Genomic DNA, 20477 nt, shown 5'->3' with positions numbered 1-20477 from the left:
ATGAAAAAGTTGCTTTCGATCTTCGCACTGGTCGGCGCGTGCTTCGCGGCCATGCCCGCGATGGCTTCCGAGGGGGGCTACCCCCTGGAGCCGGCGCCGCTCGACACCAGCGACGTGTCGTCGCTGCAGCGCGGTGCCAAGCTGTTCGTCAACTACTGCCTGAACTGCCATGGCGCGTCGATGATGCGCTACAACCGGCTCAGGGACTTGGCGCTGACGGATGACCAGATCCGTCAGAACCTGCTCTTCACGGCCGACAAGGTGGGCGAGACCATGACGATCGCGATGCCACCGAAGGACGCCAAGACGTTCTTCGGCGCCATGCCGCCGGACCTGTCGGTCATCGCCCGCGCCCGCGGCAACGACTGGCTGTACACCTACCTGCGTACCTTCTACCGCGACGACACGCGCGCCACGGGCTGGAACAACCTCGTCTTCCCGGCCGTCGGCATGCCGCACGTGCTGTGGGAGCTGCAGGGCCAGCGCACGGCCAAGTTCGCCGAAGTGGAAGAACACGGCCAGAAGGTGCACAAGTTCGCGGGCTTCGAGCAGGTCACGCCGGGCAAGCTGAGCACGCAGGAATATGACCAGGCCGCGGCCGATATCGTGAACTACCTGAACTGGATGGCCGAACCGGCGCAGAGCCACCGCAAGCGTCTGGGCGTCTGGGTGCTGCTGTTCCTCGGCGTGTTCACGGTCTTTGCCTGGCGCCTGAACGCGGCTTTCTGGAAGGACGTGAAGTAAGTTGTAACAGCCGTCAGCGGCTGCCGGCAGGGCCGGCGCGGAAGTTGCACTGTTGCAGCACCGCGCCGGCCCTTTTCCGTTGCGGATCGGCAGTCTAGGTGGCTCAAGCGTCTCTTTCTCTATTTGTAACTTATTTGCTTTTCGATGGGGCGTTCTGACAGAATGTTTGCCCTGTCCGATCTAGCGCTGCCAAGTTCGCCGTCATGCACTGCATCCGGCGACTTTACACCCAAGGAATTCAACCATGATGGTGTTGTATTCGGGTACGACTTGCCCGTTTTCCCAACGTTGCCGCCTTGTCCTGTTCGAAAAGGGCATGGATTTTGAAATTCGCGACGTTGATCTGTTCAACAAGCCGGAAGACATTTCGGTGATGAACCCGTACGGCCAGGTGCCGATTCTCGTCGAACGTGACCTGATCCTGTACGAATCGAACATCATCAACGAGTATATCGACGAGCGCTTCCCGCACCCGCAGCTGATGCCGGCCGACCCGGTGCAGCGTGCACGCGCCCGCCTGTTCCTCTTCAATTTCGAGAAGGAACTGTTCACCCACGTGTACGTGCTCGAGAACGAGAAGGGCAAGGCCGCCGAGAAGAATCACGAGCGCGCCCGCGCCGCGATTCGCGACCGCCTGACCCAGCTCGCACCGATCTTCGTGAAGAACAAGTACATGCTCGGTGAAGAATTTTCGATGCTCGACGTCGCCATCGCGCCGCTGCTGTGGCGCCTGGATCACTACGGGATCGAGCTCTCGAAGAACGCCGCGCCGCTACTCAAGTATGCGGAACGGATCTTCAGCCGCCCGGCGTACATCGAGGCGCTGACCCCGTCTGAAAAGGTCATGCGTCGTTAAGACGGTATCGACGCCACCGGAAGCGTAATGTCTGAAACATCCACCAAGCCTTACCTGATCCGCGCCATTTACGAGTGGTGCACGGATAACGGTTTTACGCCGTATATCGCCGTGTTTGTCGACGGGAATACGAACGTGCCGCGCGAATTCGTGAAGAACAACGAGATCGTGCTGAACGTGAGTTTCGACGCGACGAGCGGGCTGGACATGGGTAACGAGTGGATCGGATTCAGCGCGCGCTTTGGTGGTGTTTCCCGCAAGATCGACGTGCCCGTGGAAAACGTGCTGGCGATCTACGCGCGGGAAAATGGCCAGGGCATGGCGTTCCCGGTGGAGCGCAGCATCCCCGAGACGCAGGCCGCCACCGAGCGTGAAAACAATCCCCCGCCGAAGCTGGCACCGGTGGATGCAGACACGCCGGTCACGGCCGAACAGGGCGGCACGGACGACGATCCGACTCCGCCCCCGGTACCGCGAATCGGAGGCAAGAAGCCGTCGCTGAAGGTGGTGAAGTAGCCATCGTCAAAGTGGGTCGCATGCAGTAGAATCGCGGTCTGCAACAAAATGCCGGCTTAGCTCATCAGGTAGAGCAGTTGATTTGTAATCATCAGGTGGCGGGTTCGAGTCCTGCAGCCGGCACCAATAGAAATCAAGGGGTTACAGGCGATTTGCTTGTAGCCCCTTGTGCATTCTGGGGTTCATGTAACCGTCATGTAACCAAACTGGATCCTCGTCGATCCATCCGGAACCATATCCCCGCGTACACGCTGCCGCAGTTAGCGCCCCATTTGCTCGTGTGGTACATCGGTCTCGCACGATAGAATCCTTGCCAAGATTAGTACCACCGCATCAAAGGGGAACGGGGTCGTGTCACAAGCAAGTACGCCACAAGAACGCGTCGCTGCCGCAAGGCAGCTCTATGCCGTCTTGAAAAAATATCTCGATCGGTCAACCTGGACGCCGGTCGAAGGGGCGCTCATCCTGTCGGGATTGCACGCGCCGGCCGGATGTGCGGAGATTCCGCGTGAAGCAACAGGTCTCGATGGCAAGCCGTTCAGGGCGGACGTTATCGATCGCTTGACCAAGGCGCGCGAGATCATGCGGCTGTGGGAGTGGTCCTGGGACGATGAGGAAAGCGGCACCGTTGCACCGACACGGCTTGAGCCCCATGAATTTCTCGCGTGGTGTCAGGATGTCGATATCGACACGGAATGGATACGCCTCGTATTTGAGGTCATCAGCGCTGGCAAGGTGCAAACAGATCAACCGGATCTGATCCCGCTTAGTGTTGCGGAATACGCAACGCAATCGGCTGAGACGATCAGCGCAATCCACGCCCTGGCGGGGCAGGTGTCGAGCGAATCATCAGTGGGTGTCCCGGCACTGAAGGCAGTGGAAAAGAGCGCGCCGCGTGTTCCAATGCCGATTCCGGCAAACCGGGATCACGTATCCACAGAAGAGTTGGCGGCCATTCTGGCGATCGAACCTCAGTCGATTCGCAAGCGCTACTCTTTGGATGGAAGCTACCTTGGCATCCGGCCGACAAAGCTTCCCAATCGTCGATTGTTGTGGCTGGTCGCGGATGTCCAGAAACTGGTGGGAGGCAACCGCCGCGACGCTGCCGAACCGGGCACCAAATAGTTGTTTCGCCCATATGGGGCGGGGAGATACCCGTCGGACTCCCATCCCGATCGGCCAATTGCAGCCGCTTCTGGCGCAGTCCAGATGGTGTTCGGCACCTTTGCCGAGCACCCGCCGCCATGCGCGGACATCTTGAAGCCGCCAGTCAGCTGGTGCTGATTTCCAGCCGCCCGTACAAAGCCCTCAAATCAGTAATCCCCGGGCAAATCGAAGGTTATGCGTGGCTCCGCTAGCGCATCGGGCATGCCGTGTCTGACGGCGAGGTCGATTAGCCTCTCCAGCACTTGGGTACGGGATACGCCAAGCCCTTTGGCTAGCTTGTCCAGATCCTTAATGGTTGCATCAGGCAGAACAAAATTCCTCTGGCGAATTTTATTCTTTTCCTGCTTCTTACGATATTTTCGCTGGCTCCAGAGCTTTTTGATGTGAGCTACGTGACTTTTCTTTTCAAAATCAGAAACCTGAAGCGAGTCGAAATAGCATTTCAATCCCGTGCCGCCAGGGTATTTTCTGAACTCCTGACCAATGACGGGATTTAGTTGAATTGAATCCGATAGCGTGTATTGCATTCGGGTGTCAAGAACTTGCCATGCGAAATCGCATCGTCCGGGTTCGTCATCGTCACTAAACCAATTCAGATACGACGTATCCTGCAAATGCCGAAGCCAGGATTGATGAAGCGTTGCGAGATGGTTTTTCTTGTCGAGCAAAGAGCCTAAGATAAGATCCATTAGGCAAATGAAATAATCGCGCTTGCTAAAACGTGCCTCGGCGTCTGGGATTTCTATTTTCAGAAAATTGCGGGTGCGATAAATGAGCCAGCAGAGTTGCCGATCATCGGTGCCTATCCAATCGAAATCCTCTGTTCTATTAAAAAATCTTCCAGCGTGCAACGTCTGGATCGATGCGGCTTGACCTCTCAGCATTTGATCAAGCTCAAAATCGATATCCCCATCTAAAAGCGGTGATTTGACATGGACGATCGACTCAATCGGCGACGCACTTAGTCGCATGAGCAGGACGGGGCGACCAGGGAAAAAATACTTCAGCCATGCCCATAGCCACCGCCTTTCTCGCGAGGAAGGCATCTCTCCCCAATAATCTGCAATCCGCCCTAATGTCCCGTTCGTTTGAATAGTCATGGTCTATTAAATTGCTTGCTTGATGAAGAATCATACCGACTTAAGCGGGAGTAGCTCAAGAGGAATTAAAGAGTGATAGAGGAATCTTTCAAGATGAGAACAGGAAGATCTCTAGAGGTTTTATGGAAGTGCCACTGGGATGAGATGCCATGTGGACGCTGGGGTCCGGGGGAGTGCAAGAAATTCAGTACTGGAATCCTCAACTGTCATCCATCGTGCAGATCCAGTACCGGGGGGATGCCCAGATAAGGCGCCAGATCATCGGGGCAATGCCGTTCCCGGCCAGGGCGCCAGTACTTGTCCGTCAAGCTATTCGGCGACGACGAAATTCGGGGTCCCTAGATCCGTGGCCCCAGGGCCGGAAGACCAAGCTCATGGGGCAGGGAACGATCACGCATGCGGTTGCCGTCAGTTGCGTTTCTGGTCGCCCATTCATTCGGATAACTCGGTATTCAGGTGAGTTTAAGAAACTGTCAATCTCCTTGTGAAACCTCCCGGCATACACGGTGTTTCAGCCCGTAAACACGTTTTCTGCGCAAGCATTGCCTTGCATCCTTCTAATTTAAGATATGCATTGTAAGATTGGGGTATGTAATATCTGAAGGAACTATGAGCTTGTCGGTGCCTAGTATCGTTTATATGAAAGAGAAGTGAGTTTATCTGAGTGAATGTTTATGTCTAAGCGGGAGGGTCACTCCTAAGCAGTGCTTCCCTTGTAGATCGAAGAGGGAGCCGATAGTTATTTCTTACATCAAAGATGAATCACCTGAGGGAACAACCACAGGTGAATCATGCAAGCAGCAAATCCGCTCGAGTATCGTCAACAAGTAACGGAGGGTATCAATCCGAGATTCTGGGAGATTGGTGAATATGGGCTCGTTATCAACGATCTGCTAACGTTTCTGAGGGTGGCTCTGGCAACAGAGCGATTGCCTTTCGAGATCCATCATGCAGGCGCAGTCAAGTACGCCTCACCCAACACAGTGGTCATTCATGATTCCTACTCGCTGGATTATTACTTCCATGCGATGCGGGATTTGATGGGTATCGTGATGCCGGGGTATGCCTACAGTCCGCTCTTGCATTTGTTCCATACATGCTTTCAGCAGCATCGCTGGCTGCGCTACTGCTCCTTCCTCAATCCAAATGCTCCCCTGTCGGTCGTGCCGATGTTGGAAGCGGAGGTGTTTAATGACTTTGTCCGGATGCTCCGTAAGGAGGCGCGGCAGCAGGGTACTTGGTTGCATATGCGGAAGTGGAAGAGCGACACGGAGCGCAGCCAGGCTGCAACGATTGCGGACCACGTGCCGAAGTTGCTTGGTGGCGGGGATTGGCTGGAACCGATCCGGGTGGATTTCCAATACCAACAGAACGTCTCCACGCTGGCTGACGCCTTGGCGTACGGTCAATGGGTCGTGACGGATGCCGATCAGTGGGCATACGTGTCTGCGCAAGCGGAATGGTCGTCAGACTACCCAGAGTCACGCGCAAGAATTGACTCCCGTATCGCGATGCAGGATCGGGGAAAGTTCTTTGCCAATATCTACCGTGACGTAGACAGACAAACCTTCCAGTACATGCGTGGCTACATCAGCAAGATGGAGCGTGGAGAGAACGGCGCCAACCACTTTCACTGCTGTTTCTTTCTCGACGCGAAGCGGCCAGCGCACGTCACGACGAGTGCGGTGATTGAGGTCATCTCCCGCCGGTGGGAACGGGTCACCAAACAAAGAGGCTTCGTGTTCAACTGCCACTCGCCGGACCGCCGGCAAGAATTGAAAGCACAGGGGCGATGGGTGTTGGACCCGCTGGCAGGCCATAACGAGAAGCAGGTGACGCGATTGACGGACTACCTCGTCGGTTACTTCGCCCGCGACAAGGACCAATCCATCCATGTCAAGCCGGCCGCCAGATCACGGGCGTTGACGATGGCAGTGGGGAGGGCTTCAACTGGTGGTTGCATAAACGCTAAAACTCCACGCCCCACCTGCGCTCTCACTGCCGGCTGGTAAGAACTGTCCGTGTCGAATCAGAAAGGCCTTGACTTCGGGCTTTGCCAGGGCGGTCCACTACCTTTTTCGCTACCTGGCTCAGTCGCGCAGGGGGGCTACTGGCACCCAAGCGAAAAAGGTTCATCGCCAATTCCCGGGGTGAGCAGAGCTCGGCCAGAAGCGGAAGTTTTACTGGTTTCGATACAATCGATCAAGGGACTGACTTCTGCCGCACAAGACTTCACCAATGATGGGCAGCTCATGCCCAGAGCCGGTCGACGCTCTGGGCGGCGCTACCACCGCACCTCAGGAGCTGGCTTGTCGTCCACAGTTGCGACTTAAGGCCCCGCCGCTGAACCGAAAGACAGCCAACCTCTGACCCGCCTCAGTTGATATCGACTTCCTCTATGCCGGCGTCGGCCAACATTTGGTATAGATCAGAGACCCGCTCACGCGCGCCGCGGCGCTCGCAGAACAGAAAGATTGCGCGTTGCTTGGCGCGCGACAAAGCTACGAAGAACGTCGCCATTCCCTCAGGGTTGCGAGGCGTGTGACTCCACCATGATCGATCGTCGAGGCCGATAAAAAAGACGGTGTCATACTCCAGTCCCTTACTCTTGTGCACCGTCATCAATGGGATGTTGGATGTGCCGACGAACCGGTCGATGCAGTCAGGCCAGTTCGGTGTCACGGAGGCTGCCTCCTGTAGGTGCAGCGAGAAAGCTTCGATCATGACTTCGAGCAAGTCGTTGCGCATGTATGCCGGAAAGGCGCCCTTGATCGCGGCTACCTCCAGGAATCCAAATATCTCCTGCGTGATTTCCACCGCCAACTCGGTCGAGGGAGCTTGGCCGCGGATGCCCTGCCGGAGTTTGCCAAGGAAGCTCTGGATGTCCCGATCCGCTCGCTCCCGCAGGAGTTCGTCGTCCTCGTCTGCACCGCGAATCGCATAAACGGCGCTGGAGAGCACAGACCAGGCCGCAGCACTGCGCTGCCCGGTGGCAAGTTGCAAGGCTGCCAAAGCTACGGAAGCCGCCTCGTCGACCATCAAATCCTGAACATTGGTCCGCCCAATGCTTCGGCTCTCGTTGCGCAGGCTCAGCCCCGCCGCAGCAAATATTGGCCGAAGCTCCTCCTCGAACTGGTCGGCACGCTGACGCACGAGAAGCACGTAATCGCGGGGTTTATTCTGGCGCGCAGTCATGTCTGCAGCGATCCACTGCGCAAGCCGCTGTCCTTCGGCAGCGATGGAACTGCTCTTCCATACCTGCACGACATCCGTGTCCAGTTGGCTTGCCGCCTGAGATTGAATCTGCGGCGATTCCGGATCCAGAGCCTGGGCGACGAAGTGCTGAACGCGCACCAGCTCCGGCGACGATCTGAAGTTGAAGAGCAGGTTCACCCGCTGCGCCCCGAAGTCGGCCTCAAACCGCTCGAAGGCATCCTGACGCGCGCCGGCCCAGCCCATGATGCGTTGCTTGTGGTCGCCCACCGCAGTGACGGCCGTCCCACCGTGCCCGAACGTGGAGAGCAGGAAGTCGTATTGAGCGAAGGAAGTATCCTGGAACTCGTCCACGAACACGTAGGGATAGGTCATGCGCAGCGCGCGAGCGATCCTGGGGTTCGCCCGCACGATGAGCTCGGCTAAACGATTCAAGGTGACGAACGTCAGCTTCGACACCGCGGCACCGAACAGCTGTTGGTGGACCCAATGATAGATAGCGAACTCTTCCGCCATTCTGAGTTGCTGGGGTGCATCCACCGCCAGTCGATGCCCACCGATGTCCTGCGCTTCGAACGTGTCGGGAGAGAACTCCGCGACCCTAGCCTGCCAGGCCGGCTGCGCCATGCTGCGGATGCGGTTCAACTCCTCCTCCACCATGCGCCGGGTAGAGAAACCGATATCGTAGGGTCGAGTGGGACGCCAATGCTGGGGAATGGCCGCCTGAAAGCGGTCGACCAGGCTCTTGGTGAACGCGTCAAACGTGAGCGACATGAAACGCCCCGCCAGTTCGGGCGGGCAGCGCTGGCGTACGCGCGCCGCGAGGTTGGCCGCGGCGTCCGTCTTGAAGGAGATCGCGAGGATCTGCTGCGGCGCCTTGCACAACCCTGTCTCAAGCAGGTAGGCCGCGCGCTGCGCAAGAAACTCGGACTTGCCTGCGCCAGGGCCGGCGACCACCGACGTCGACTCCTCACGACGCAGGGCTGTCCAAGCGTTGGGCTCGAGATTCGATATGCCGCGCGGACGCCACGCCTCGGGCGCTACAGGTCGCCAGGTCATCACGTGGCAGCCCGCTCAAGAACGTCACGGACGTTTACCAGCATGCGCTGCAAGGGCTGAGGCATCGCGGCCGTCAGTTCCGCCTGCGTGAGGCGGCTCAAAACCCTGACGTGCGTGCTGGGCTTGCCACGGCCCAGAAAGAGATACCGATACCAGCGCAGATCATCGTCCGTTGCGGCGTCGTAGAAGGCCGGCGCGCCGTCATCGCCAAGGACTGCTTCCCGCGGATCGCCCGTGCCGGACGGACCTCGCATCCCCGCGTCAAGCACCCGATATGCCATCGCATAGGCTACCAGCATGGTGAAATCCAGATCAAGCGGGCCGGAGAAATAGACGCGGAACCTCTCCAGCCATGTCGCCCACTGGCGTAGACCGTCGATGTCCGACTGGTTTGACGCCGCGATTTCGGCAAGGTTCTGCTCTGGGCCGCCTGGCCTTAGGATGTCCCCAAAGACCTCCTGGGGCGTGTGGCCGATGCTCAGCAGCTGTTCGCACACAGTCTTGACCCGACCATAGCCGCCGCCGCTACGTCCCCAGTCGAGGTCTAGCAGGGTGGCGTGCGGCACCTGGAGGTCGGTCAGCAGCCGCCACAGGTGGTTGACGTGGCGACCGCCCAGCGGCACGACGGCGACGAATGAGCGGTCGATGGGAAAGTCCATGGCCTTGGCCAGCAGCGGCAGCACAACTTCCTCTGTGGCGCCTTCACCGAGAATGACGTAGCGCGCAAAGTACAACTCGGGATAGGCCCGCACAGCCTCCCGGATGAACTTCGACGCGTCTTCATCCGCAACTGGCAGGCTGATCTGCCGCACCTCCGAGCAACGGCTGTGCAGGTTTAGGCGGAAGTGCCGCACGTCGGAGGGGTCGACCCGAGCGAGAATGCTGGGCGAGTGGCTTGAGACGATGGCCTGGGCATTGCTACCAGCTGCGCTTTCCTGCACCTGCTTGATGATGCGGGACAGGTAGAACGGAGCCAGATTGTTCTCGGGCTCTTCCAGCGCCACGATGGTCAGCGCAGGCAACGGGACGCCAGCCTCCGCGAAGCCCTCCGGAGCGTTATCGCCTGCGAGCCGAGCCTCGATATCCAATGTCGCTGCGGCCATGGCGATGTGGAACAACGACCGCTGTCCGTCGCTGAGGTCCTCGAGCGCCCGGTCATGCCCGTCCTCGGTGGGGTGGAACACGACCTCGACGCGGCGAATGAACTCCTGCCAGCGTGTGTCGACCGGCCGGAAGATCGGCGTCGCATCGGTGCCAGCAGAATGAAGCTGCTGCCAGCGTTGGGTCACCGCGGTGCTGATGCTAGACACTGCAGCTTCAGCGGAGAACGCCTGATTGACCTCATCACCCGCGCCAGTCAGCGAATCCTTGACCTCTTGGGACCAGTTGATAGCCCGCCAGAGCCGGCCATGGACAAAGGCGGTAACCTGCGATGCACCGTCTCTCGTCGCAGGGATGTAGAGGAGCTGGATGCGAGAGCGGTCGGCTCCGCGCAGTTGCTGCAGGTCGCTCTCCTCGAAGGCGCCGAAGGTCTGCACGGCGCAGTAGGACTCTTCGATTGCGCCGTCTAGAGTGCCATCGTCGGTCCACGTCGCCTGCAGCTTCAGGCGGACCTTTAGGTTGCCGTTCTCCTCAGCCGCCATGTTCTTGAAGAACGCCGGCACGACGGGGCTGTCATCGTCGGCATCCAACTCTGGAAACGCGACGATGGCCTCGATTACCAGCGTGCGGGCCGCCGGGCGCTCGACCTCGTCGAAGGGAACATGGAAGTCTTGCTTGCGCAGGCGCCGTTGCTCGGACGTCACGCCGAACATGCGTTGCAAGGCCTGCATTAGCGCCGTCTTGCCAGTGCCGTTGTCGCCAACGAATGCTACTAGAGACGGACCAAGGACAACCTGGGTCCGCTGAGGACCGAAGCAGCGAAAATTCTCCAGCACAAGCCGTTCAATGTGCATGCAATCTTCCTGGTGGCAGTTTCATGAGAGATGCCTGGGGCCGTGGCCCGAGCGAGGCTGCAGCGCCTGTGCGCCGATCCGAAGGGCAAAGCGTCGCACTCCGACCGCGGTCGCTGGCTCGAATGACAGTATTGTGGCCTAGGGTGCTGCGCGGCAGAAGCCCAGTGCTGAAAAAAGAGGCAATTTCAGGGGCCTCGACCCGTCACCCTCCTCGAATAAATCGACCCTGCGCGATTCTGAGAGGTCGATTTTCGAGCGCTCATTTTTCAATCCTTCTGCCGCGCAGACTACTAGACCGTGAGTTGAGGGAGCGCCATCACCGACCGCAACCGTTTTTTTTTGTATATCGGTCGTTCGTGGCGTCGAAATCCGTACTGACGTAGCTGGAGCGCGCCTCGGTCTACTTAGCCAAGGCTGTTTCACCTTCTGGCACCCATCGTCCCCGAGGAGCCGACCGCAGTCGAGAGGTCCGCCAACTAGTGGAAGCGGGCGACGTTACCTTCCAGGTCGTCGTGAATATCTACTAGTAGGATGCGAACGACAGAGACGTCGTGTGCCGGTGATAGCCCCACGGCAACGGGACATGTTTCCATGATTGTGACCGTCTTGCGCTGGGATGCGCAAACCTACCGAGGAAAACTGTTATGACAGAGGAAGCGCGCGAGACGACGGGCAGCGAGGTGGCTAGTGCGCAGGTGGCTCCACTGTCCCGTGAGCAGCTATACGAACTCATCTGGCGGGAGCCCATGCTTCGGGTTGCCGAGCGGCTGGGGGTGTCGTCGAGCTACATGGCTCGAGTGTGTACTGAGCTACGTGTGCCTCGACCACCGCGGGGATATTGGGCACAACTCGAGTTCGGAAAGGCGCCTGCAAAGCCCGCATTGCCGGAGGCCAGAGCAGGCGATATTGCCGAATGGAGCCCGGGCGACTTCATCGGCACCAACGAGCGGGCGGCCAAAAAGATAGCACGGATTCCGTCGCCAACCGTTGAAGGTGCGTCGATGCCTGCCCCCAAGATACGTAGGCAGTCCCACCAGGCGACCACAGGGAAGCCTTTGCACCCGCTACTGATCGGGATTAAGCCCTTCTTTGAGAAGACTCGCGATAGCGAGACCGGCATTCTTCGTCCGTTTAAACGTTTATTGGTCGACGTTCTATCGTCGAGGGAACGGTTGGACGTGGCAATCGATGCAGCCGATAAGCTGTTCCGAACGCTGACTTCGCGTGGGCATCGAGTGACGATGGCACCGACTAGTGGGCAAATGGGACGAGCCGATGTTGACCTGCGCGAGATTCCCGGGAAGGACCGCTACCAGCAGAGCGCCTGGGCGCCTGAGCGGCCAACAGTCGTGTATGTCGGCAACGTTCCAATCGGTTTGACGCTCTTCGAAATGACCGAGATCGTCGAAATGCTATACGTTGGCAATAGCCAGTATGTCCCGGTTCGAAATCTTACTTCTGAGCAACGCCGCAGGTACTCAGCGCCTAGATATTGGACGACGACAAAGGATCTGGCTTCCGGCCGCCTTTGCTTACAGGCTTACTGCCCGTCGTGGCGGGTCAATTGGGTCAAGCGATGGCCTGAAGAGAGGTCGGGACAGTTTTCTTCAATGGTGCCCGACATTGTGCGGGAACTTGAGTCAGTTGGCCCTGAGCTAAGTGCAAAACTGGAGGCGGCGAGAATCTTGGCCGAGGAAGAGGACCGGCGGTGGAAAGACGAGCAACAGCGTCGGCGAGAAGCAGAGGAACGCGCGCGGCAAGAAAAATTTCGTCAGGATTCGCGCAGAGATCTTCTTGCAGCAATCGCAGGTTGGGACGAAGCGCGTCGGATTGACGCTTATTTTACCGCGGCGGCGCTAGCGGCTGAGCACCTTGGCGCTGATGATCGGCATAGCCTATTGCGCCGTATTGCCCTCGCAAGGGAGTTGATAGGCGAGAACGATCCCGTTGAAACATTGCTTCACTGGAAGGCACCAAGTGAGAGGAACTGACCGACAAGAGACAGGGAAATTGGCCATAGGTCGCTATCGGTCGTATTGAGTTGCGCTGAGAGCCTCACCTCACTCGGTCGGCGAAAAAAATCAAGCGGTAGACATAGAGGAGAGTGGGCACAACGCCCACTCTCCTCGTTCATGCCGCACAAGCTTACATCGGCGCGATGTTGTACTTGGCCATGATTTTTTCGATCTCGCTGTTGCGGGCGCTGGACATGTCATAGTGACACTCGTTATCCGAGCACTTGCTCTCGAACTGACCAGCCCACTTTTTGTGGGATTTCAGAATGCTCTCCTTTTCCGACTCAGGAACACGACTGGAGTCCAAGAGTCGCTGGGTGTTGCCTTTTACGCGCAGCATACTGCCTCTGAGGCCGTATTCGAGACACTGATCTCGCTCGTACTGACTGCGTTTCATTTTGCAGACATCGCTGGCGCGAAACTGAGCTTGGGCTTGGGTGGCGAACGTAGAGATAGCGAGGATGGCGACTGCCGCGAGGAATTTGCGCATGATGTTGTTTTTGTGAGAGGCGAAGACAGGTTGTCGGCGACTTCAATTCAGCCTCATATCGGGCACGCCGTACTTCGACGTTTCCTTGTAGGTGAAGTCCTTGAAGTCCTGAATCCGCTCGATGTAACACGCATTTTCTGGATAGCCCAAATCATCTTTCTTGCATTGTCGAGCGGCGTCCGACGTGATGGCATTGCGTTTCGCTTCAACCCTTTGTTTCGCGGATGCAGGAACCTTGCGCGATTCTTGGACCGCGAAAAGATACTCATCGGCTTCTTGCATACTGCTGCCAATCAAATCTGACCAGCAATTGATCCTGTCCTTTTTGGAAGGCATCGTGTCGCACGTGTGGACAGCGAATGCCGCCGTGGAGGTCAGGGCGAGAGCGAGGGCAATGATGGTTTTGCGCATGGGAGGATATTCGTGAAGAAGCTCATAGAGAGCGATCTAAGCCGTTCTCTACAGGGTTGCGAAGGAATGGCGTCTATAGACGTTGGTGCCTGTGTCCCGTGACTGACAAAGTAGCTGTTCCAGAAGAAGAGGACCCGCAGGTCCTCGAGCCAGCTCAAGGCGAAGCGCCGGCAAACCGTGATCACGGATTCTGTCGCTGACCGATGCGAATGGCCGCTTCGCGCATCGACGCGGCCACGACCTCGGTCAGGTCGGCACGGAACTGCATGACCGTGGTCGGTTGACTGGCTGGCTGCAGATAGCCCGTCAGCAGTTTGCCGTCCATCAGGCCGACTACCAGCGCTCCCCCGGAAAGCACGGGATTCTTGACGCGATCATTGATAGGCACGTTAGCTGCGCCTATCACCTTCGGGAGGGTAATCGTCATTACCTGCGGATTCCGCGGATAGATGGACCAGCTACCCACCACCGGGAAGTTCAGCGGATTGTTGGTGTAGTTGCAGCCCTCCTTGTTGCTCTTGTCGACTTCCGCCACACCGTTGGACTTGATGTTCAGCAACACGCAGCCCCCACCGATATCCGTTTGGGTACCGATCGCATCCCCTATCGAGGTATAGGTTTGCGCAGGATCGCCTAGCGAGTATTGCGCCGAGCCATTGACCATGGTCGGAACGTTGACTGTTTGGCCGTTGATCCAGGGCAGCCCGATGCCCTGGTTAACCAGCATCAGTCGATCGTTGCCGTACGCCATCGTGGCAAGATAGCCGGTGGTGCCGCTAGCGAACGTACCGACCATGGCAGACCGTACCGGGTTGCGGTAGTCGATATGCAGGCTCCTGGACAGCGGGCTCCCGCCCACGTCAAGCGTCCGGTACGACACTGTCACCTGGTCATTTGTGTTGGGATCCGTGCCAATCAGCTTCGAACCGACCGACGACAGTGCGTAAGACGGATGCATCTGTGCAGCCGGCAGCCAGTCGGTCCAGGTGCCGTCCGCCTTCATTTCGTAGGCACCAGCACCTCCGTTCTGTGAAATCCACGAACCACTAAACCAGCCGTCATAGCTGCCAACCGGCGAAGCAGGCGACCAGGCACCGTTGCGCTGTACTTCCTGAACGACGGAAAGGGTGGATCCGGCGAGGGCGAACGCTTCGCGCACGGGCGAGAGCGTGCCATCGGGCGTGGTGCCGATGATGGACTGCATCAGATCGCCATCCACCGTGTAAAGCGGACTGGCCAGGACGGCGGTCGCCTCAGCCTCGGTGCTGAGCGAAGAACGGGCAAGCTGAGCGTTGACATCGGTCTGCTGCACTCCCTCGATATTCCCCTTGGCTGCGTAGGCATTCATCGTGGCCTGGACTTGCGCCCAAGAAATCGGCCCTTGGCCTCCCAAGGCAGTCAGGCGACTAACCATGCTGGCTGCAACTGCCGCTGTGTCCTTGCTGCCTGAGGCGATGAAGTCGGCAGCGGGATCGATGGAAGCCGAACCGGTAAGGCTTTGCACCGCCTGCAAAGCCTGTTCTGCAGTGCGCCCGGCCTTCACCTGCGAGACCACCATTGTCGTTAGCGGCGTAATGTTCTGGGTCTTGCCCGATACAACAGCCGATAGCGTGAACGTGGAACTGAACGGCACACCGGGATTCGAGAGATCCGTGGTTTCCGGTGTCACGATGACATTGATCTGCTTGCCAATCACGTCACCCGGTGCATTGAGCGTGTAGCCACCGGTTCCGTCGGTCGTTGTCATCGGCAGTGAGGTATCACAGCCACCCTGGCCATCGTCGAAGCAGACTTTGGCGTTGACTAGATAGCCGTCAATAGCCTTGCCGGTGATGCCGCTCGCGGCGGGCTGCTGGGGAGGCGAGGGAGGATTGCCATTCGAAGGCGTCGAGCCGTCACCGCCACCGCCACACCCACCCAACACCAGGAGGGCAGCGCTGAAGATGCCTGCTTTAAGGGCAGGCCTCCTCGATCTCGAGTTGCGCACAACGCGATTCGCGCCGTTGTGACGCTCCACTTCTTTGCAAGTATTTGAATTCATTGTGATTTTCTTAGTTCTGCGGAATTGACCAAGGAAGCCGATGGTTCGCTACCGGCAAGCCATCGAGAATGTTAACGACTTAAAAGGTTGAAATTCAACCCCAAAAGCACTTCATGTCAGAAAGATGATGCCCAACCATTCGGGTGGATTCGGAGAAGGCATGCGCAAAACGGACATGGACCAGCTTGCCGGCGTCGTAGGACGGGCGATTGCCAGGCAGCGCATCGCCGCCGAGCTGACGCAGGAGCAGGTTGCGGAACAGTTGGGGATTGGCAACGAGGCGGTATCCCGCATGGAGCGGGGCGTCGTGATGCCAACGATTGGCCGACTTGCCGAGCTGGCCGACATCTTTCAGTGCGAAACGGCAGATCTCCTGACAGAAGCCAGTAATCGCGTCAGCGACCAGGCCCACCACCTCGCCCGACTACTATCCAAAGTCAGTAGCGGTGATCGCGCTATGCTGGTGGAGATGGTCGAAAGGCTGGCGACGCGGCTCGCCCGGCGCTGAAGCTGCCTGTCACCGCTTTCCTTCAATACTCATCCGGCAACAGAACGGTCGTGACCGACCTGTCCGCCTCGGTGATTACCCAGATTTTTGTGCCGGTGTCCAAGGTGTAGCTGGACAGCAGCCGCATCCCCGTGATCAGGGACGTTTCGTTCTGCGCGCGGTCCTCGTCGTCCAATTCGCCCCAGTCGCCATGCATGTGGCGCACCAGCAAGGCAATGGGGTGAGATTCTGCGTGTCGGAGCGCAGCCAGCGCGCCGGGTGTCGCCACGAGGCGGCCAAGCCGGAAGCGCGGCGCACTCGCCGCAGGCGCATGGGAATTCGTCATACTGTTCTCCAGATGAAGGGGACGTGCGCAAACCTCCGGAGAGTCCGGATGCGGGCACGTCGAATAGAAAGGAAGTGAGAGGCCGCGGCCGGGATGCGCGGTTTATGCCACCGGGCAGATGACGGCGACTTGTCGGCGCAGTGCTGTCGCGCGGGCCTGGGAGCAACTGAGGTGCCGGCGAATGTCGGCAACGGTCGGTCGCACCAGCCCGGCAGCGACGTCCTGGGCGAGCCGCATCACGTCGGCATCGGCGGACGTAATGCCAACCAACGACGAGACTGGCGGTGTTTCCGGACGACGACCATCCGTGACGACCGCGTGGCTCACCGGCATTGATGCGCGACTCCGATTGGTACGAACTGGCCGTGGAATAGGATCGGGAGTCGGCGGACGCGACCGCAGCCCGACCGTCCACAACAGGCAGGCGACGCCTTCCAGGACTGACGCAAAAGCCAGTCCCGACAGCAGATCGATGCGCTCGCCAGTCGTGCCGAACAGCCCGGCCAGCCGCGCCGTGACCGGATCGGTCGCCAGGGCGTCCCGCTGAGCGGTAGTGCGGTCGTCTATCGCCTGATGACGCCTGACCTCGTCGGCTTCGGCATTCAGCGCGTCAAGCTTGGCGGCAAGCGTCACGCGACGCGCTTCCAGTGACCCGCAGTCGTGTTGGCAGCCGCGGGCATTGGCTCTCGCCAATTGCGCCGTGACTGTCACCCGTTCAGCCATCACCGCTGTGAGATTGCGCTCAGGTGGTGGAGCTGGCGCGGCGACTGATGCCGCCCGCTGCTCTCCCGCACGCAACTGCGCCAGCAGGAAGAATGTCAGGTGGCCGTAGCAGGCAGTGACCATACAGGCGAGCCACAAGGCGGCCACTACGCCGCGCACGGCCGGTCGAGCCTCACGGATCAGGGCGGGCAGCAGGTGCGCGCTCAAGACCAGTACGAGACCCGTCGCCACCCACACCAGCCGCTCCGCCAATGCCCCACCACGCTGCCAACTGGCCAGCACTGACAGGCAGACCGCCGTGGCCGTCGCCCCGATCGCCAACGGCACCACCCAGCGGGACGGGCCGATCATGCCGCCGCTCCCCGTAGTTGCGCCGCCTTGCGGTCGAGCTTGTCGCGCAACGTGGGCAACCCTGCGTCAGCCCGTTCCGGCTCGTCCGGCTCAGGCGCACGTTCGGAGGCGTCAGGATAGAACTCATCCGCGATGGCCGTAGCCTCTTCGGGGCTATCCTCGAAGGCGCCATTCGCAAAGCCAAGCCGGGCCGCCACATCCAGGGCCGTCTGGTCGAAGCCGGACGCCTTGCGACGCCCATCGAGTTCTCGCGCCTGGGTCAGGGTCTCCTCCAGCGTACTGCCCGATCGAACGCCGAGGTCGACGTAATAGATGGCCGACCGGTAACTTTGACTCGTCGATTTCCCACGCAATTTGAGTTCCAGCGGCAGGCAGGCCAGCAGGTTCCCGGACACGGCGCTGAAATAGTGCAGTCGCGCCGCGAGCGCTCGGATCGAGTTGTACGAGGCCGTGCGAAAGATGAAGCTGCCCATCTCGTCCTCGTCGCCGATAATCGCGTTCAGTCGCCCATAGGGCTTGCAGCCGCCCGAGCCGCCAAACTGGCAGCCGTCCGGCGACGGACAAGGCAGACTGCTGACACCATCACGCTCCACGCGCTTGCAGACCTCTCCATTGCCGACGCAGACCGGCCGGCCGGTTTCGCGATCGAACAGCGTGTATTCGGCGCGCAGGTTCAGATCCGGATCGTTGAACAGCATCCGCACCGGAATCGACCGCAACTTGCCCGGCGTGGCCTTGCGCAGCGATTCGTTGAGCGGATGCAGCATCCAACCATCCCGGCTCTGGACTTGAGTCGTCAATGTGAACTGGTCGTCGCTCGCCGGGACGCGCTTGCCGTTCTTCTCGACCACGCGGCCAATGGAAATGCGCCCGATGACGGGCGGGGTGATGGCCAATCCTTTCAGCATGTGGATTCTCCTTGGGGATGCACTAGAAAGCGGCGGGAGCCGGGCTTGGTGAGGGTGTAGGGCTGTTGCAACTCGGGGTGATCGGCCAGCAGTTGCTTGAGATCGACGCCGGTACCGTCCTTGCTGCGTTTGAAGGAAACCTCGCCGGTTTCGAACAACGCGCGAGAGGCGTCACCCATGGCCTGCTGGATCGTCTGCTTGAGCCTGGCCTCCGTCTCGGCACGTTTCGTCAGATCGGCGCGCAGGGCGACCAAATCAGCGAAGGCTGCGCTCAGCAGGCGGTCGCCGGTGAAGTCCACGGTCTGCCCACTGTCTTGGGAATAGAGGCAGCGCAACGCAGCATCGGCGGACTCAGAGCCATCCGCTGGCGGAGGGGAGTCGGTTTGGCAGTGCTGCCAGAATGCGGCTTCCAGCGTGATCAGTCGGCCAATCAGTGCATCATCCCGCTCGATGCGGTGGACCTCCAGTTTCTGGCCGCACAGCAGCACCGCGACATCCGCGGCTTGCTTGCCGGTGACGGCCAGTTGATGTTGCACTTGGAGAGCCACGTACTCGGGCACGCCGTCGCGCCACAGTCGGGCGCCGAATTCGCCAGCGGTTTTGCACTCGAGAATCTGCACGTCCGGTGCGCCGACGACCTCTCGATCAATGTTGGCGAGCATGAAAGACACAGTCGGATGTCGCAGCACGGCATTGACCTTGCGAACGCGTCGCCCGGTTTGCTGGGTGTAGGCTGCCGCCACGATTGGCTCCAGCAACGTTCCCCAATAGACTGGCTCTTGGGTGTCGTTGGGATCGGGCTTCGGTAGCTCAGCATCCCGATCGGTCTTCTCGAGCCAGAGTTCCAGTTGACTCTTGTAGGGATTGAGGCCGACTGCGGCAGCGGCATCCGATCCGCCGATGCCAGTTCTGCGGACTGCCAGCCAGTCGTCGCGGTTCAGTTCTGTTGTTTTGACCAGCCGCAATGCGGCTTGGCGCTTATGTGCCGGGTTAGGCAGCGGAGCATTCATGGAACCTCCAGAAAAACGAAGCCCGGCAGTCCAGGCTCCCGGGTCGTGGAAGATGCATACGGGATTGCACTCAAAGGACAAGCTTCAGTGCGTCCTCCCACGCCTTCTGCTTTAGTTGTGCACCTTGGCCGAACCAGGCGGCATCGCGCCGGTGATCGTCACTGCGGGCGCGGCGGTGGTGGTCGACATACTCGGTGATGCTGTTGACCAGCCCCCATGCCGTTCCCGCTGCGGACGGCAGGTCGGCGCCCTTGCCTTGCCCGGCATAGAGCTGCCCCACGGCCTTGATTGCCCGCTCGTTGACGACGGTCCCCTCGCGGTCACCGTTGTTTGTGGCAGGGTAGGTGAGCACGCGCCGGAAGAAGGCTTCGGCGGCTGCGTCACTGACTTTGCGTTCCGCGAGCGCCTTGGTGCGGACCATGAACGCGTCCCAGGAAGAGACCGCGATGCCCAGTTGGCGCTTGACGGCCTGTGCGTCGAACTGGCTGCGGTGCGGCACCTTGACGGCGCCGGTGCCGTTGCCAAGCGCGATTTGCAGCGTGTTGTTGCAAACCACCCGGACGGATGTGAATTGGGCCGTGGTGGCAAGGGTGCCGTCGCACGCGGTGGCGAGTAGCAGGTAGCCTTCCACCTTGTCGCGGCCTTTGAGAAGCCCTGACTGGCCGGTCCTGGCGAGGGCCCACAGTTTCTTGCCGTCTTTGAGCACGCCAGCGGTTTCCAGCGCAAAGCCGCCGACTTCAGTCAGATCCCGGTAGAACTCCAGCACTTCGGAGGGCTGCACCACCTGGTAGCGGCTGGAGACAACCGACAGTGGCGCCTTTGTGTCAGAACGGTACAGCACGCGTTGGTCGGGAAATGCGTGGATTGCGCCCAAACCAGCGTTGCCGGAAAGGAAGCGCACTTCGGATGACTCGATAGTGAAGTTCATGCCAGCTTGTCGTGCCCAGACTTCGAGCGGCTGGTTGGCGGCAAGCTGGTTGCCGAGGCCATGCCAAGGGGTTTCGTTGACGTAGGCCATCGATTGGACGAGATGCATGAATTGCTCCTTGGGAAGACAAGTGCATAAAGCCCGGCAGGTGCCGGGC

General features: G+C 59.6%; 18 protein-coding genes and 1 tRNA gene. 8 read left to right on the top strand and 11 right to left on the bottom strand.

The annotated features are described in order from the left end of the window. The 5 genes from BM115_RS22080 to BM115_RS22060 all read left to right on the top strand — a co-directional run bounded on the left by BM115_RS22080 (position 1) and on the right by BM115_RS22060 (position 3241). The gene (locus BM115_RS22080; RefSeq protein ID WP_092299234.1) at positions 1–744 is read left to right on the top strand and encodes a cytochrome c1; all 744 of its coding nucleotides are present in this window, start codon (positions 1–3) and stop codon (positions 742–744) included. A gap of 244 nt (positions 745–988) precedes the next feature. Then, entirely contained in the window at positions 989–1600 is a 612-nt protein-coding gene (locus BM115_RS22075; protein ID WP_008643086.1) for a glutathione S-transferase N-terminal domain-containing protein, read from the top strand. A gap of 27 nt (positions 1601–1627) precedes the next feature. Then, positions 1628–2116: a ClpXP protease specificity-enhancing factor gene (locus BM115_RS22070; protein ID WP_092299231.1), complete on the top strand. Its 489-nt coding sequence runs from the start codon at positions 1628–1630 to the stop codon at positions 2114–2116. Between the two features lie 50 nt (positions 2117–2166). Further along, positions 2167–2242, top strand: a tRNA-Thr gene (locus BM115_RS22065). Between the two features lie 225 nt (positions 2243–2467). Next, the gene (locus BM115_RS22060) at positions 2468–3241 is read left to right on the top strand and encodes a hypothetical protein (protein WP_092299228.1); all 774 of its coding nucleotides are present in this window, start codon (positions 2468–2470) and stop codon (positions 3239–3241) included. Positions 3242–3429: 188 nt separating this feature from the next. Here the strand turns inward: BM115_RS22060 and BM115_RS27175 are convergent, their stop codons facing one another. Beyond that, entirely contained in the window at positions 3430–4383 is a 954-nt protein-coding gene (locus BM115_RS27175; RefSeq protein ID WP_143093932.1) for a hypothetical protein, read from the bottom strand. Positions 4384–5174: 791 nt separating this feature from the next. Here BM115_RS27175 and BM115_RS22055 point away from each other — a divergent pair. Further along, a complete protein-coding gene (locus BM115_RS22055; protein WP_092299225.1) occupies positions 5175–6395 on the top strand; it encodes a hypothetical protein in 1221 nt (406 codons plus the stop codon). Positions 6396–6759: 364 nt separating this feature from the next. On the opposite strand, the gene BM115_RS22050 is transcribed toward BM115_RS22055, so the two are convergent. Both BM115_RS22050 and BM115_RS22045 read right to left on the bottom strand, forming a co-directional pair. Then, positions 6760–8655, bottom strand: a complete 1896-nt coding sequence (locus tag BM115_RS22050; protein WP_092299222.1) for a UvrD-helicase domain-containing protein — start codon at positions 8653–8655, stop codon at positions 6760–6762. After that, positions 8655–10610 carry an ATP-dependent nuclease gene (locus tag BM115_RS22045; protein WP_092299219.1) on the bottom strand — a complete coding sequence of 652 codons (1956 nt, stop codon included), beginning with the start codon at positions 10608–10610 and terminating at the stop codon, positions 8655–8657. The genes BM115_RS22050 and BM115_RS22045 overlap by 1 nt, the downstream gene beginning before the upstream one ends. Before the next feature lie 644 nt (positions 10611–11254). Here BM115_RS22045 and BM115_RS27170 point away from each other — a divergent pair. Further along, positions 11255–12601, top strand: coding sequence for a hypothetical protein (locus tag BM115_RS27170; RefSeq protein WP_143093931.1), 1347 nt, complete (start codon positions 11255–11257; stop codon positions 12599–12601). Positions 12602–12755: 154 nt separating this feature from the next. On the opposite strand, the gene BM115_RS22040 is transcribed toward BM115_RS27170, so the two are convergent. The 3 genes from BM115_RS22040 to BM115_RS22030 form a co-directional block, all read right to left on the bottom strand. Then, a complete protein-coding gene (locus BM115_RS22040) occupies positions 12756–13115 on the bottom strand; it encodes a hypothetical protein (RefSeq protein WP_092299216.1) in 360 nt (119 codons plus the stop codon). 42 nt (positions 13116–13157) lie between these two features. After that, on the bottom strand, positions 13158–13526 hold the full coding sequence (locus BM115_RS22035) for a hypothetical protein (RefSeq protein ID WP_092299213.1): 369 nt from the start codon (positions 13524–13526) through the stop codon (positions 13158–13160). 181 nt (positions 13527–13707) lie between these two features. Next, positions 13708–15567, bottom strand: a complete 1860-nt coding sequence (locus tag BM115_RS22030; protein WP_255370938.1) for a hypothetical protein — start codon at positions 15565–15567, stop codon at positions 13708–13710. Between the two features lie 160 nt (positions 15568–15727). Between BM115_RS22030 and BM115_RS22025 the strand changes: the two genes are divergently transcribed. Further along, positions 15728–16075 (top strand): helix-turn-helix domain-containing protein, encoded by a 348-nt coding sequence (locus tag BM115_RS22025; RefSeq protein WP_092299210.1) that lies wholly within the window; start codon positions 15728–15730, stop codon positions 16073–16075. 22 nt (positions 16076–16097) lie between these two features. Here BM115_RS22025 and BM115_RS22020 read toward each other — a convergent pair whose 3' ends face one another. The 5 genes from BM115_RS22020 to BM115_RS22000 form a co-directional block, all read right to left on the bottom strand. Continuing rightward, positions 16098–16400: a hypothetical protein gene (locus BM115_RS22020; protein ID WP_092299207.1), complete on the bottom strand. Its 303-nt coding sequence runs from the start codon at positions 16398–16400 to the stop codon at positions 16098–16100. Positions 16401–16502: 102 nt separating this feature from the next. Continuing rightward, the gene (locus BM115_RS22015; RefSeq protein WP_092299204.1) at positions 16503–17474 is read right to left on the bottom strand and encodes a hypothetical protein; all 972 of its coding nucleotides are present in this window, start codon (positions 17472–17474) and stop codon (positions 16503–16505) included. After that, positions 17471–18382, bottom strand: a complete 912-nt coding sequence (locus BM115_RS22010) for a recombination directionality factor (RefSeq protein ID WP_092299201.1) — start codon at positions 18380–18382, stop codon at positions 17471–17473. Before BM115_RS22010 ends, BM115_RS22015 begins: the two co-directional genes overlap by 4 nt. Next, the gene (locus tag BM115_RS22005) at positions 18376–19392 is read right to left on the bottom strand and encodes a YqaJ viral recombinase family nuclease (RefSeq protein WP_092299198.1); all 1017 of its coding nucleotides are present in this window, start codon (positions 19390–19392) and stop codon (positions 18376–18378) included. Before BM115_RS22005 ends, BM115_RS22010 begins: the two co-directional genes overlap by 7 nt. A gap of 70 nt (positions 19393–19462) precedes the next feature. After that, positions 19463–20428 carry a DUF932 domain-containing protein gene (locus tag BM115_RS22000; RefSeq protein WP_092299195.1) on the bottom strand — a complete coding sequence of 322 codons (966 nt, stop codon included), beginning with the start codon at positions 20426–20428 and terminating at the stop codon, positions 19463–19465. Between the last annotated feature and the right edge of the window lie 49 nt (positions 20429–20477).

This window comes from Cupriavidus sp. OV096, from assembly GCF_900115455.1.
GTDB lineage: Bacteria > Pseudomonadota > Gammaproteobacteria > Burkholderiales > Burkholderiaceae > Cupriavidus.
Note: the sequence above shows the minus strand (reverse complement) of the source record. Positions and strands in the feature narration are given on the sequence as shown.